The organism is Stenotrophomonas maltophilia (genome assembly GCF_002799245.1).
In the GTDB taxonomy this organism is placed as follows: domain Bacteria; phylum Pseudomonadota; class Gammaproteobacteria; order Xanthomonadales; family Xanthomonadaceae; genus Stenotrophomonas; species Stenotrophomonas maltophilia_S.
In genome coordinates, this window is the sequence record NZ_NEQV01000008.1 from 123,464 (window position 1) to 135,278 (window position 11,815).

Genomic DNA, 11,815 nt, shown 5'->3' on the forward strand with positions numbered 1-11,815 from the left:
GCTCGGCTCCACGGCAACAGAAAAAGGGCGGGGATATCCCCGCCCTTTTCATGTCCAGCACCTGCTACCGATCAGGTCAGCGCGATCGGCTTGTTCTTGCGCTCGGCAAGACGCTTTTCCAGGTAATGGATGTTCTGGCCACCGGCCTGGAAGCCCTTGTCGCGCATGATCCGCTGCTGCAGGGCAATGTTGGTCTTGATGCCATCGACCACCATCTCGCTCAGTGCCACCCGCATGCGGGCGATGGCGGTTTCGCGGTCCGGACCGTGCACGATCAGCTTGCCGATCATCGAGTCGTAGTTCGACGGCACGCGGTAGCCACTGTAGATGTGGGTGTCCACGCGCACGCCGGGGCCACCCGGCGGGTGGAAGCCGGTGATGGTGCCCGGGCTCGGCACGAAGGTCTCAGCGTCTTCGGCGTTGATGCGGCACTCGATGGCATGGCCGGTCAGCACCACGTCGCTCTGCTTGATCGACAGCTTCTGGCCAGCGGCGATCTTCAGCTGCTCGGCCACCAGGTCGATGCCGGTGACCATTTCGGTGACCGGATGCTCCACCTGGATGCGGGTGTTCATTTCGATGAAGTAGAAGCGGCCGTCCTCGTACAGGAACTCGAACGTGCCGGCACCGCGGTAGCCGATGCGCACGCAGGCTTCGGTACACACCTTGCCGATCTGCTCGCGCTGTTCGGCGCTGATGCCCGGTGCCGGTGCTTCTTCCACCACCTTCTGGTGGCGGCGCTGCATCGAGCAGTCACGTTCGCCGAGGTGGATGGCGTTGCCCTGGCCGTCGGCCAGCACCTGGATCTCCACATGGCGCGGATTCTCCAGGAACTTCTCCATGTAGACCTCGCCATTGCCGAACGCGGCCTTGGCCTCGCTCTTGGTGGTTTCGATCGAGGTCTTCAGCGAGGCTTCGGCGTGCACGACACGCATGCCGCGGCCACCGCCACCGCCGGCCGCCTTGATGATGACCGGATAACCGATCTCACGGGCGATCTTGGTGTTGGCGACGATGTCCTCGCCCAGCGGGCCGCCCGAGCCGGGCACGCACGGCACGCCGGCGGACTTCATGGCGCGGATGGCTTCGACCTTGTCACCCATCATGCGGATGGTGTCGGCCTTGGGGCCGATGAAGATGAAGCCGGATTCTTCAACGCGCTCTGCGAAGTCTGCGTTCTCCGACAGGAAGCCGTAGCCCGGGTGGATGGCCTGGGCGTCGGTGACTTCCGCCGCGGCGATCAGCGCGGGGATGTTGAGGTAGCTCTGCGGCGACGGTGCCGGGCCGATGCAGACCGACTCGTCGGCCATGGCCACGTGCTTGAGGTTGCGGTCGACCGTGGAGTGCACAGCCACCGTGCGGATGCCGAGGGTATGGCACGCGCGCAGGATGCGCAGCGCGATCTCCCCTCGGTTGGCGATGACGACTTTGTCGAGCATGGCGTGCCCCTCAGCCGATCACGAACAGCGGCTGGTCGAATTCCACCGGCTGGCCGTTCTCGCCGAGGATGGCGACGATGGTGCCGGACTTGTCGGCTTCGATCGGGTTGAACATCTTCATCGCTTCGATGATGGCCAGGGTTTCGCCTTCCTTGACCTGCTGGCCAACGGTGACGAAGGCCGGCTTGTCCGGGGCGGACGAGGCGTAGAAGGTGCCGACCATCGGCGAGCGCAGCACGTGGCCTTCCGGCAGCGCCGGGCCCGGCTTGGCGGTGCCGCCGGTGGAGGCTTCGGTCGGCGACTGCATCGGCATCGCCTGCGGCGCCGGAGCGGCCGGAGCGGCATACACCGGGGCAGCAATCGGGGCGGCATAGCCGGCCACCGGGGCACGCGACAGGCGCACCGACTCTTCGCCTTCCTTGATTTCGATTTCAGCCAGGTTCGACTCTTCCAGCAGGTCGATCAGCTTCTTGATTTTGCGGAGATCCATGGTGGCCTCTTTGCTCTTGATGTCAGTGTGGTGGAGAGTGCGGTTGCACCCGGGTCAAAGCAGTTCGTAGAACTCGCGCAGCTGCCGCGTACGGTCGCGCGCGAGGGTGGTCAGGCAGCGCATCTGTGCGCCGTTGCGTGCCGTACCATCGGAATTGAGGGCATAGACTGCGTTGCAGTCGTGGTCGCGCAGCTGTATCCAGGCACGCTGGGCCAGGACCAGCTCCTGCTCGGCATCGCCGCAGTAGCTGCAGCCGCCGCCCTTGGCTGGCGTGCGCAGCTGCTGGCGTGCCAGGGCATATGTGGCGTTGAGTTCCGCATCAGCGGCTGCGGCCACGTCCGAGGCGCACAGGTCGCTCTCCATCGTGGTGGTCGGATGCGCGCAGTCGATGCCTTCTTCCTTGCGGTCGAAGGCGACGGCGGCACCGCACAGGCCGGCCCACAGCATGATGCTGGCGAGCACGCGCGGCAGCATCTTCACGCGCTGGCCGCCTGCACGCGCAGCAGCGCCGCGTCCATCGCATAGCGATAGCTGTCGGCACCGAAGCCGCACACCACGCCCACCGCCTTGTCACTGAAGTAGCTGTGCTGGCGGAACGGTTCGCGGCTATGCGGGTTGGACAGGTGGATCTCGATGAACGGCACCGCCACCGCCGCCAGCGCATCGCGCAGGGCAACCGAGGTGTGGGTGAAGGCGGCGGGGTTGATCAGGATGAAAGCGGTTCCGTCGTTGCGTGCGGCCTGCACGCGGTCCACCAGTACATGCTCGGCGTTGGACTGCAGGCTTTGCACGGTGTGCCCGGCGGCCGATGCCTGGGTGGCCAGGGCCTGATCGATGTCGGCCAGCGTGGTGTGGCCGTAGACCTCCGGCTCGCGGGTGCCGAGCAGGTTGAGGTTGGGGCCGTGCAGGACCAGCAGCTTCGCCATGGGATCCGGAAGACGGGAAAGGGCGGCAGTCTGGCGGAACCGGCGGATGCTGTCCAGTTCGGCGAAGTTTGCCGCGTTTCAATCGTATGTTTGAAATTCGCCGGAGCGCTTGTGGCCGTATGGCGGGCGCTGGATCAAGGCGCGCTGAACGCCGCGCTGGCCGGGGATGCGCGCACGTAGGCCGACGATGGCAGCAAGGCCCATGGGGCGGTCGATCCACGTCATGCGTGGATGAGGGCCGCCGATCAGTAGATCCATGCCATGCGTGGATGAGGGCCGCCGATCAGTAGATCCACGCCATGCGTGGATGAGGGAAGTTCGGTGCTCAGCAAGCTACGCACCCACCGGAGGGTGGCTCAAGGTGCGCAGCAAGCTACGCACCCACCGAAGGGCGGCTCAAGGTGCGCCGCAAGCTACGCACCCACCGGAGGGTGGCTCATGGTGCGCAGCAAGCTACGCACCCACCGGAGGGCGGCTCAAGGTGCGCAGCAGGCTACGCACCCACCGGAGGGTGGCTCATGGTGCGCAGCAGGCTACGCACCCACCGGAGGGCGGCTCAAGGTGCGCAGCAAGCTACGCACCCACCGGAGGGCGGCCCAGGGTGCGCAGCACGCCACCCACCGCAACCGCCGCATGCCCACTCACGTCTCCAGTGGCACCGTCGGCACCACGTTCGGGAAGACCTCTTCCAATGCCTCCCGCTCGCCGGGCTTCGGCGCCGGCCAGTTGTAGGCATTCACCGGCTGCGCGCGGTTCACCCACAACGCGTAATGCAGATGATCGGCGCGACCATCACCGGTATTGGGGTGGATCAGGATGGTCAGGCCCAGGCTGTTGAGCTGCAGCCAGGGCACCAGTACCGGCAGCAGGTCGTTGGTGAAGCCGAAGTAGAACGACGGGGTGACATGCGGGCCACGTGGCTGCAGGTTCCAGTTGCCCAGTTCCACCGGGAAGCGCTCGGCGGCCCAGCGCCGCAGCAGCGCGGCCTTCTGGAAGCTGTCCTCATCGAAGTAGATGTGCGCGTGATAGCTCTTGATGGCGGTGTAGGCGCGTGGCGTGGCGGGCAGCGTGGCCTCGCCAGGGCGCACGCTGGCCGGGCGCGGGGTGGGTTCGCTGGCGGTGGCCTGGCCCCAGGGGCTGCGGCCCTCGGGCGCTGGCGGAACAATGGCGCGGAAGCCGGGCCGCCCGGGTTCGGTGGTGTTCACGGTGCTGTCGCTGCGCGCGGCGGCGGTCGACGCGCTGGCCAGGCCGCCGGCGGCCAGTCCGGCCGAAGCGATCAGGCGGCGACGAGCGGGCGAGAGCAGGTCGGCCCAGTGGGCGTCATCGTCGCCGGCGTCGATGAGGGTGTGCGGGTCCGGGTGCATGAAGGGCTCCGTGGCGGCTTTGTGTGGGCAGGCAAGGCAAGCACGCTCGGGCAGGGCTGCCGGTGGCGTCCAATAAGAAGCCGGCATCACCTCATGCACGGCGGGCTTCGTCGCCATTGAGCGCGACCGGGCGGCAGGCTAGGGTGCAGGTCTGCCCCCCCGGAGCGCGCCATGGTCCCGCCTGATGCCGACACCGCGCGCAAGCGCGCTGCCTTCCGCCAGCTGCATGCTGCGGGGTGCTTCGTGCTGCCCAACCCATGGGACGTGGGCAGTGCGCGCTACCTGCAGCGGCAGGGCTTCCTGGCGCTGGCCACCACCAGCGCCGGCTGTGCCTGGAGTGAAGGGCGGCCGGATGGCGCGGTTTCACTGCCGGCCACGCTGGAGCATCTGAGATTGATGGCGGCGGCGACCTCGTTGCCGTTGAATGCCGACTTCGGTGATGGTTTCGGTGCCAGCCCGCAGCTGGTCGCCGAGGCAGTGAGCGCTGCCATCGATACCGGCATCGCGGCGCTGTCCATCGAGGATGCCAGCGGCGTGGCCGATGCACCGTTGCGCCCGATCGGCGAGGCCGTCGAGCGCCTGCGTGCAGCGCGCACGGCGATTGATCAGGCCGGTGGCGACGTGCTTCTGGTGGGGCGTGCGGAGAATTTCTTCGTTGGCGTACCGGATCTGCAGGACACCTTGCGGCGCCTGCGTGCCTACGCCGAGGCCGGTGCCGATGTGCTGTATGCACCGGGCATCAGCACGCGCGAGCAGATCAGTGCGGTGGTCGCCGCGGCGGGAGCGAAGCCGGTCAACCTGCTGGTGGGTGGGCCGACGCCGCTGAGCCTGCAGGACATCGCCGCCCTGGGCGTTCGCCGGGTCAGCCTGGGCGGTGCGCTGGCGCGCGCGGCCTGGGGCGGCTTGATGCAGGCCACCCAGCCGATCGTGCAGGAGGGGCGCTTCGATGGCCTGCAGCAGGCGGCAGCGGGCGCAGCGTTGAACGCGTTGTTCCGCTGACCGAACCGCCGCCACAGGTCCAGGCCCAGGGATCGGCCGACGGATCCGCGCCCGGCGTGGATGGATGAGCCCGCAGGCAGCGATATCCTGCCATTGCGCTACAGCGTTTCCACTTCACCCTTGGGCAGGGTTACGCCCGGCTCCAGTGCAGGCAGCAGATGCCACAGCAGCGAAGGGTCTTCCATCAGCCCGGCGCCATCCAGATAGCTCCACTGCGCGGCGCCGACGCGACGCACGGCGACCATGAACGAGGTGCTGCGGATCGGGGTTTCGCGTACACGCAGCAGTGACTGCCGTGGGACGAAGCAGACTTCCTCGTCGCCGGCGGCATAGGTGCGGCTGGGCACCCCGGCCTCGTCACTGATGATGACGACGCCGGCCTTGTGCAATGCCTTGATGGTATCGCGGGTCGATCGGGCATAGCGCTCATCACCGCCGGCCAGGCGCTTCAGGCTGGGATGCGTGCGGGCGATGATCAGCTCGGCATCACCTTGGGCAAGTGCGGCCAGCATCGCCTGCACGTCCTGGCGCAGGCCGGCCGATTCGGCAGGGGTGAGCTCGCCGGCCAGGGCTGGCGGTGCCAGCGTGGCCAGCAGCAGGAACAGCAGTGGGGCGAACAGGTGTCGGAACATCGTCAAGCGTCTCACGGGCAATCGCCGCACTATACGGTGGACGCGAAAACAGCGTCCCACGCATGGCGCTGGTATCCTGGATGCTGTTACTTACCATTGGTAGGTAATGCTTCCTGGAGATCCCCACATGCACAGCCTCGTTGTCATCACCCATCCTGAGCCCGGTTCGCTCACCCATGCCATCGCCCAGCACATCGGCGAGGCGATCGCTGCGGCCGACGCCCGCAACACCGTGGCCTACGCCGACCTGATGGACGAAGGCTTCGACCCACGGTTCACTCCGGGGGACCAGGCATTGTTCCGCGGTACCGGCGTGGTGCCGGACGATGTCGCGGCCGAGCATGCACGGCTGGACGCCACCGACACGCTGGTGCTGGTCTATCCGCTGTACTGGTGGTCGTTCCCTGCATTGCTGAAGGGGTGGATCGACCGCGTGTTCACCCAGGGCTGGGCCTACCAGGACGGCGCCGATGGCAAGGTGCAGAAGAAGCTGCACCGCCTGCGCGTGCATCTGATCGGCGTCGGTGGAGCGGGCGCGGAGATGATCGAACGGCGCGGCTACGGCGCAGCGATGAAAACGCAGATCGACATGGGCATCTTCGACTACTGCGGCGCCCACGTACTGTCGTCCGAACTACTGCTGGAGGCCGACAGCGGCGCGGCCGAGGCGCATCTGCAGACCGCGCTGCAGATCGGCCGTAAAATCGGTACTCCGACAAGCTGATCGCCGTGTTCCGCCGATGCCTGCCAACGCCGCCCCCACGCGCCGCCGACTGACCCGAGAGCAACGCGCCCGCCAGTTGCTGGATGTGGCCTGGGCACTGGTCGGCGAAGAAGGCACCAGCGCGCTGACGCTGGGGCGGCTGGCCGAGGCCGCCGGCGTGACCAAGCCGGTGGCCTACGATCACTTCGTGACCCGCAATGGCTTGCTGGCGGCGCTCTATGATGACTATGACGGACGCCAGACGGTGGTCTTCCACGAGCGCATCGGCCGCGCCCGGGCGCAGCTGGCCGACCGGGCGGCGGCCATCGCCTCCGGCTACATCGACTGCATCCTCAGCCAGGGCAGTGAAGTGCAGGGCATCCTCGCCGCACTGGTGGAGGCGCCGGAACTGCATGAGGTACGGCGGCGCTACCAGCAGGATTTCATCGACAACTGCCAGGTCTGGCTGGGCCCGTTCGCCGCCGAGGGAACGGTGCCATTGGCGGGACGCTGGGCGATCCTCGGTGCGGCTGAAACCCTTTCGGAGGGCGTGGCTGCCGGTGCGCTGGACAAGGCCGATGCCGAGGCCGAGCTTCAGCGCCTGATTGTGGCAACGGTCAAGCGGCGCTGAGCCGCACGAGCGATCAGCCGTCGGCCAGCGCGGCGAATCCTGCCGCCAACTGATCGCGCACCAGCGCGTCGCGCGCGTCGCGGCTTTCAGAACCCAGCACCACGGTGATCAGGCGCACCGGCGGGTCCCGTCCGGGCACTGCCCGGCATGCAGTGGCGGCCAGGCAGAAGCCTGCGGCCCGGGTGTAGCCGGTCTTCAAGCCATCCACGCCGTCTTCGCCAAGCAGGGCGTTCTGGTTGTTGCGGTGGAAGCTGCCATGCGCGAACGCGCGCTGCGCGGTGATTGCCAGTATCTGCGGATGATCGTTCAACAGGCAGGCGGCGAGCACCGCCATGTCGCGCGCGCTGGAGGCATGGTTCGGCGTGGTGATGCCGGAGACGCTGGCAAACCACGTGCTGCGCAGCCCCAGCTGGCGCGCGTGCCGGTTCATGCGGTCCAGGAATGCCGTCTGCGATCCGTCCAGATGGCGCGCGATCGCCAGCGCAGCATCATTGCCGGAGACGATCATCAATCCTTCCAGCAGGCGCGCCAGGCTGATTGTTTCGCCGGGCGCCAGGCCCATGCGCGTTTCATCTTTGGCCACGGCGTGCACATCGTCGTCGGCGATGGTGACGGTCTCGTCCCAGCCACGTCCGCTCTCTTCGACGCACGCATAGGCGGCGTAGGCGGTCATCAACTTGGTCAGCGATGCCGGTTGCCGCGCGGTTTCAGCGTTGTGCTGGTGGATCACCGCGAACGTGCCGGCTTCAACGGTGATGGAGGAGGGCGCGGTCGGCGATGCTGGCATGTCGGGAAGGCTGTACGGGAATGCCGCACGAGGATAGCGGATCACAGGCGTGCGGACCGGTTCCCGGCATGAATCTTGCCTGTGCATCGCCCCGTACGAATGTGCCGGCAAGTACGCTAACGTTGCGCCTCCGCCGGGCCGGAAAGCCCGATTTTCCAGTAGCGAAAGGATATCCATGAAGAAGCGTCTGATCGTCACCGGCCTGGCCTGCCTGATGCTGGTGGCATGCGCCAACCCGAAGAACACGGTGATTCCGCAGGACGTGGACCAGTTGGCCACGATCAAGCCCGAGCTGGAGAAGCTCACCCCTGAAGAACAGCAGCTGGCTGCCGCCTACATCGTGCGTGTGACCCTGACGTCGAAGATGGCCGGCGTATTCGGCGGCAAGGAAGGCCAGGGCATTCCGCCGGGCATGACGCTGGGCAAGGCCGTGGAAGAGCAGCGCCGCTTCGTCGAAGAGCGCAAGGCCGAGGAAGCGCGCCAGGCCACGTTGAAGGCGGAACTGGAAGCGCGTCGCGAAGCGGCGATGAAGCCACTGCGCGAAGCGGTCACCGTCACCGTGGTGTCCAAGGGCATCGAAGTGCAGCGTTCGCATGGCATCACCACCGACGAACTGCTGGTCGTGGATTTCGGCTACCAGAACAACACCGGCAAGGACATCGCCGGCGTGAAGGGCTATGTGTCGGTACGCGATCTGTTCGGCGAGGAGATTTCCGGATTTGCCATCACCAATGACGTGACCATTCCGGCCGGCCAGAGCGTGATCTGGCAAGGCAGCCGCTCGGTGCGTTTCGCGCAGACCCAGAGCAATGACCGCAAGCTGGCCAGCCTGGATGAGAGCAAGTACACGGTGGTGTGGACGCCGGAAGCCGTGGTGTTCGTTGATGGCAGCTCGCTGACGTTGCCGCAGGACGCGGCGTCCTGAGCCCGTCGGCCGGACCCGATGGCGGGTCCGGCCCCTTGGGCGCTGCTCCGGTGGCGCCCGCACACTCCTGCAATATAGCAATGCTATAACGTTGCAAAAGCGACGCGATCCGTCGCTGATCCGTTTGCAGGAGCCCATGAACCGACCCGTTGCGCGACGTTGGCTGTGCCCGTCGATCCTGGCCGTACTGGCCACCCTGAGCGGCTGCCAGCCGAACCTGCGCGCCGATGCTGTTCCCGTCGCCGAAGCCCGTCCGCACAACGTGATCGTGATGATCAACGACGGTGCCGGCTGGGGTACCTGGGATGCGGCGGCCTACTGGCAGTACGGCAGCCGCGAAGGCGCACCGTATGCCGATTTCCCGCAGCGCCTGGCGGTGACCACCTTCCCGTTGAACGCCAGCAGCCAGCCGACCCGCGACAGCGCGCAGACCCTCGGCTACGACGCAGCCAGGGCGTGGGATGACACCCCGGTACCGGCGCCGGACCTGCCGTTCGCCGGCTACCAGTACCTGGCGGCGGTCGCGACCGACAGCGCGGCGGCGGGCACCGCGTTGTCCTCGGGTATCAAGACCTACAACAACGCCATCAACTTCAACAATGATGGAAACGCGGTCGAGTTCAACACGCTGCGCGCCAAGCGCCTGGGCATGGCCACCGGCGTGGTCACCTCGGTGCCGTTCGCGCATGCCACGCCAGCCGCGTTCGCTGCGCAGAACGCGTCGCGCAACAGCTACCACGCCATTGCGCACCAGATGCTGGCGCAGGGCCACATGGACCTGGTGATGGGCACCGGTGGTCCCGGCTACAGCGTTGATGGTCGCGCCTGTGAGGAGGGCGCGGGCGCGGCGAAGGCCGAGGGCTGCGCGAACCCGTGGGAGTGGGTCGCGCAGCAGGACTGGCAGCAGCTGGAGGCGGGCAGCACCATTGCCGGCAATCCAGCGGGGCCGTGGCGCCTGATCCGCAGCAAGGAGGAGTTCGCCGCACTGGCGCAGGGACGGCTGCCGGCCGACCGGCCACTGATCGGGGTACCGCGCGTGGCCAATACGCTGCAGCAGGCGCGCCAGCTGCAGGTGCTGGGCAAGGATGCGACCACGCCGTCCGGCGTGAGGAAGATCGACAGCGTCCCCGACCTGGCAACCATGACGCGTGGCGCGCTGCGGTTCCTGCAGCAGCGTTCGAGCAAGGGCCTGTTCCTGATGGTGGAAGGCGGCGCCACCGACTGGGCGGCGCATACCAGTGCCTGCGGCACCGAATGGCACTACGGCCAGTGCAGCGACCAGCCGCAGTTCGGCCGCCTGATTGAGGAAACCGTGGAGTTCAACGACGCGGTGACGGCGGTGGTCGAATGGATCGAACGCAACGGGGGCTGGGAACGCAATCTGCTGATCGTCACCACCGACCATGACAACAGCATGCCGATGGGCCCGGATGCACAGAAGGTTGCCTTCGCGCCGGTACGCAACAATGGCCGCGGACGCATGCCGGGAATGAGCTTCCGCCCAACCGGCAACCACTCCAACGCGCTGGTGCCGCTGTGGGCCAAGGGCGCCGGCGCGGAGCTGCTTGGAAAGCGCGTGCGCGGTATCGATGCCGGATACCGCGAGCATGTGCGCTGGAATGACGGCAGTTACATCGACAACACCGACGTGGCTGCGGCGGTGCAGGAGGCGCTGCAGCGCTAGGGACGTACCGGCCAGCGGCCGGCACTGCCGGACGGTGGGCGTTGTACCGGCGCGGCGGGCTGCGGAGCGCACCGCGGCGGGACCGGGCTGGCCAGCTGCCGTGCCAGCTCGGCGCTGGCCACGTGGCCGTGCAGGAACAACAGGCTGCCGAAGATGTTCATGAGCGTGCCTCCACTTGAGTGGATTGCACGATACGGGCAGCATGGAAGGGCAAAAAGCGACATTTCCGCAAGCTCGCCTTGAGAGGAATTCAAAGCTTATGTCCCGTCCACCCCTCCATGCCCTGCAGGGCTTCGTGGCCGCCGCACGGCTGGGCAACCTGTCACGTGCGGCGGCGTCGATGAACCTGACGGTCAGTGCGCTCAGCCACCAGATGCGCCAGCTGGAGGAGCGACTCGGGCAGCCGCTGCTGGTCCGCCAACCGCGGGGCGTCACCCTCACCCTGGAGGGGCAGCGCCTGCTCGACCAGGTCGGCCCGCATCTGGATGCGATCAACGAGGCCTTCCAGCCCTATGCGGCACGCGCCGAGCACGTGCTGACGATCAGCGCGGTGCCGTCGATGGCGTCGGCGTGGCTGGTGCCGCGCCTGGGTCACTTCGTGGCTGAACACCCACAGATCGAGATCAACCTGCAGTCGAGTGAACGCCTGATCGATTTCGAGCGGCAGCGCCAGTTCGACGCCGCGCTGCGACTGGGCAGCGGACAGTGGCCGGGCCTGGTGGTGGAGCCGCTGTTCGACGAATGGCTGTTGCCGATGGCCAGCCCGGCATTGATCGAGCGCATGGGAGGGATCGACCGCGTGCCCCTGAACCAGTGGCCGCTGCTGGGTGACCCCGATGGCGCGTGGGGGGCCTGGTTCGCGTTGAGCGGGCTCAGCCCGCCGCCGCGCTTCGTGGCGGTGCTGGATGATTCGGAGGCACACCACCGTGCGGCGCTGGACGGGGTGGGCGTGGCGCTGGGGCGGGTGACGCGGGCGCGCCTGTTGCTCGATTCCGGCCAACTGGTTGCGCTGTCCAGCCTGCGCCTGAAAACCGCCTGGCCACACTGGCTGGTCTACCCGCAGCGTTCGGCCCGCCATCGCGGCTTTCTCGCCTTCCGCGACTGGCTGCACGCGCAGGCTGCCGAGCATGTGAGGCACATGGCGGCGCAGGAGTCGCCAGGCTAGACAGGTGCACCGGCCTGTGCAGCCGCTGTCATCAGGGCGTGGCCGGGCGCGGCGAAGCTGGGAACCTCCG

15 protein-coding genes are annotated in these 11,815 nt (G+C 67.4%); 6 read left to right on the forward strand and 9 right to left on the reverse strand.

What is annotated here, in order from left to right:
• Positions 1–71: 71 nt before the first annotated feature.
• The 6 genes from accC to B9Y64_RS20340 form a co-directional block, all read right to left on the reverse strand.
• Positions 72–1,439: an acetyl-CoA carboxylase biotin carboxylase subunit gene (accC, locus tag B9Y64_RS20320; RefSeq protein WP_006473295.1), complete on the reverse strand. Its 1,368-nt coding sequence runs from the start codon at positions 1,437–1,439 to the stop codon at positions 72–74.
• A 10-nt stretch (positions 1,440–1,449) separates the two neighbouring features.
• Positions 1,450–1,929 carry an acetyl-CoA carboxylase biotin carboxyl carrier protein gene (accB, locus tag B9Y64_RS20325; RefSeq protein WP_049443248.1) on the reverse strand — a complete coding sequence of 160 codons (480 nt, stop codon included), beginning with the start codon at positions 1,927–1,929 and terminating at the stop codon, positions 1,450–1,452.
• Positions 1,930–1,983: 54 nt separating this feature from the next.
• On the reverse strand, positions 1,984–2,403 hold the full coding sequence (locus B9Y64_RS20330) for a lysozyme inhibitor LprI family protein (RefSeq protein WP_100442216.1): 420 nt from the start codon (positions 2,401–2,403) through the stop codon (positions 1,984–1,986).
• 2 nt (positions 2,404–2,405) lie between these two features.
• Entirely contained in the window at positions 2,406–2,855 is a 450-nt protein-coding gene (aroQ, locus tag B9Y64_RS20335; RefSeq protein WP_100442186.1) for a type II 3-dehydroquinate dehydratase, read from the reverse strand.
• A gap of 78 nt (positions 2,856–2,933) precedes the next feature.
• Positions 2,934–3,080 (reverse strand): hypothetical protein, encoded by a 147-nt coding sequence (locus B9Y64_RS22090; RefSeq protein WP_162292388.1) that lies wholly within the window; start codon positions 3,078–3,080, stop codon positions 2,934–2,936.
• Positions 3,081–3,496: 416 nt separating this feature from the next.
• Complete coding sequence (locus tag B9Y64_RS20340) at positions 3,497–4,219, reverse strand: DOPA 4,5-dioxygenase family protein (protein WP_100442187.1); 723 nt, start codon at positions 4,217–4,219, stop codon at positions 3,497–3,499.
• A gap of 171 nt (positions 4,220–4,390) precedes the next feature.
• Here B9Y64_RS20340 and B9Y64_RS20345 point away from each other — a divergent pair, with 171 nt between their 5' ends.
• The gene (locus B9Y64_RS20345) at positions 4,391–5,218 is read left to right on the forward strand and encodes an isocitrate lyase/PEP mutase family protein (protein WP_100442188.1); all 828 of its coding nucleotides are present in this window, start codon (positions 4,391–4,393) and stop codon (positions 5,216–5,218) included.
• A 98-nt stretch (positions 5,219–5,316) separates the two neighbouring features.
• On the opposite strand, the gene B9Y64_RS20350 is transcribed toward B9Y64_RS20345, so the two are convergent.
• Positions 5,317–5,850: a hypothetical protein gene (locus B9Y64_RS20350; protein ID WP_100442189.1), complete on the reverse strand. Its 534-nt coding sequence runs from the start codon at positions 5,848–5,850 to the stop codon at positions 5,317–5,319.
• Between the two features lie 127 nt (positions 5,851–5,977).
• On the opposite strand from B9Y64_RS20350, the gene B9Y64_RS20355 reads away from it, so the two are divergent.
• Both B9Y64_RS20355 and B9Y64_RS20360 read left to right on the forward strand, forming a co-directional pair.
• Entirely contained in the window at positions 5,978–6,574 is a 597-nt protein-coding gene (locus B9Y64_RS20355) for an NAD(P)H-dependent oxidoreductase (RefSeq protein WP_100442190.1), read from the forward strand.
• Between the two features lie 16 nt (positions 6,575–6,590).
• Positions 6,591–7,184, forward strand: coding sequence for a TetR/AcrR family transcriptional regulator (locus B9Y64_RS20360; RefSeq protein ID WP_100442191.1), 594 nt, complete (start codon positions 6,591–6,593; stop codon positions 7,182–7,184).
• Between the two features lie 13 nt (positions 7,185–7,197).
• Here the strand turns inward: B9Y64_RS20360 and B9Y64_RS20365 are convergent, their stop codons facing one another.
• Positions 7,198–7,971 carry a D-alanyl-D-alanine carboxypeptidase family protein gene (locus B9Y64_RS20365; protein WP_100442217.1) on the reverse strand — a complete coding sequence of 258 codons (774 nt, stop codon included), beginning with the start codon at positions 7,969–7,971 and terminating at the stop codon, positions 7,198–7,200.
• A 175-nt stretch (positions 7,972–8,146) separates the two neighbouring features.
• Here B9Y64_RS20365 and B9Y64_RS20370 point away from each other — a divergent pair, with 175 nt between their 5' ends.
• Both B9Y64_RS20370 and B9Y64_RS20375 read left to right on the forward strand, forming a co-directional pair.
• Positions 8,147–8,896 carry a hypothetical protein gene (locus B9Y64_RS20370; RefSeq protein ID WP_100442192.1) on the forward strand — a complete coding sequence of 250 codons (750 nt, stop codon included), beginning with the start codon at positions 8,147–8,149 and terminating at the stop codon, positions 8,894–8,896.
• Between the two features lie 136 nt (positions 8,897–9,032).
• Positions 9,033–10,580, forward strand: coding sequence for an alkaline phosphatase (locus B9Y64_RS20375; protein WP_100442193.1), 1,548 nt, complete (start codon positions 9,033–9,035; stop codon positions 10,578–10,580).
• On the opposite strand, the gene B9Y64_RS22195 is transcribed toward B9Y64_RS20375, so the two are convergent.
• Positions 10,577–10,741: a hypothetical protein gene (locus B9Y64_RS22195; protein ID WP_202909093.1), complete on the reverse strand. Its 165-nt coding sequence runs from the start codon at positions 10,739–10,741 to the stop codon at positions 10,577–10,579. The genes B9Y64_RS20375 and B9Y64_RS22195 overlap by 4 nt on opposite strands.
• Before the next feature lie 98 nt (positions 10,742–10,839).
• On the opposite strand from B9Y64_RS22195, the gene B9Y64_RS20380 reads away from it, so the two are divergent.
• On the forward strand, positions 10,840–11,745 hold the full coding sequence (locus B9Y64_RS20380) for a LysR substrate-binding domain-containing protein (RefSeq protein WP_100442194.1): 906 nt from the start codon (positions 10,840–10,842) through the stop codon (positions 11,743–11,745).
• The last annotated feature ends 70 nt before the right edge of the window (positions 11,746–11,815 follow it).

What these genes read in the sequence shown, in the direction of transcription:
- B9Y64_RS22090 (WP_162292388.1), bottom strand. Translation starts at nt 3,080, where the DNA reads ATGACGTGGATCGACCGCCCCATGGGCCTTGCTGCCATCGTCGGCCTA.
- B9Y64_RS20370 (WP_100442192.1), top strand. Translation starts at nt 8,147, where the DNA reads ATGAAGAAGCGTCTGATCGTCACCGGCCTGGCCTGCCTGATGCTGGTG.
- B9Y64_RS20380 (WP_100442194.1), top strand. Translation starts at nt 10,840, where the DNA reads ATGTCCCGTCCACCCCTCCATGCCCTGCAGGGCTTCGTGGCCGCCGCA.
- B9Y64_RS20345 (WP_100442188.1), top strand. Translation starts at nt 4,391, where the DNA reads ATGGTCCCGCCTGATGCCGACACCGCGCGCAAGCGCGCTGCCTTCCGC.
- B9Y64_RS22195 (WP_202909093.1), bottom strand. Translation starts at nt 10,741, where the DNA reads ATGAACATCTTCGGCAGCCTGTTGTTCCTGCACGGCCACGTGGCCAGC.
- B9Y64_RS20365 (WP_100442217.1), bottom strand. Translation starts at nt 7,971, where the DNA reads ATGCCAGCATCGCCGACCGCGCCCTCCTCCATCACCGTTGAAGCCGGC.
- B9Y64_RS20340 (WP_100442187.1), bottom strand. Translation starts at nt 4,219, where the DNA reads ATGCACCCGGACCCGCACACCCTCATCGACGCCGGCGACGATGACGCC.
- B9Y64_RS20350 (WP_100442189.1), bottom strand. Translation starts at nt 5,850, where the DNA reads ATGTTCCGACACCTGTTCGCCCCACTGCTGTTCCTGCTGCTGGCCACG.
- B9Y64_RS20375 (WP_100442193.1), top strand. Translation starts at nt 9,033, where the DNA reads ATGAACCGACCCGTTGCGCGACGTTGGCTGTGCCCGTCGATCCTGGCC.
- B9Y64_RS20355 (WP_100442190.1), top strand. Translation starts at nt 5,978, where the DNA reads ATGCACAGCCTCGTTGTCATCACCCATCCTGAGCCCGGTTCGCTCACC.
- aroQ (WP_100442186.1), bottom strand. Translation starts at nt 2,855, where the DNA reads ATGGCGAAGCTGCTGGTCCTGCACGGCCCCAACCTCAACCTGCTCGGC.
- accB (WP_049443248.1), bottom strand. Translation starts at nt 1,929, where the DNA reads ATGGATCTCCGCAAAATCAAGAAGCTGATCGACCTGCTGGAAGAGTCG.
- B9Y64_RS20330 (WP_100442216.1), bottom strand. Translation starts at nt 2,403, where the DNA reads ATGCTGCCGCGCGTGCTCGCCAGCATCATGCTGTGGGCCGGCCTGTGC.
- accC (WP_006473295.1), bottom strand. Translation starts at nt 1,439, where the DNA reads ATGCTCGACAAAGTCGTCATCGCCAACCGAGGGGAGATCGCGCTGCGC.
- B9Y64_RS20360 (WP_100442191.1), top strand. Translation starts at nt 6,591, where the DNA reads ATGCCTGCCAACGCCGCCCCCACGCGCCGCCGACTGACCCGAGAGCAA.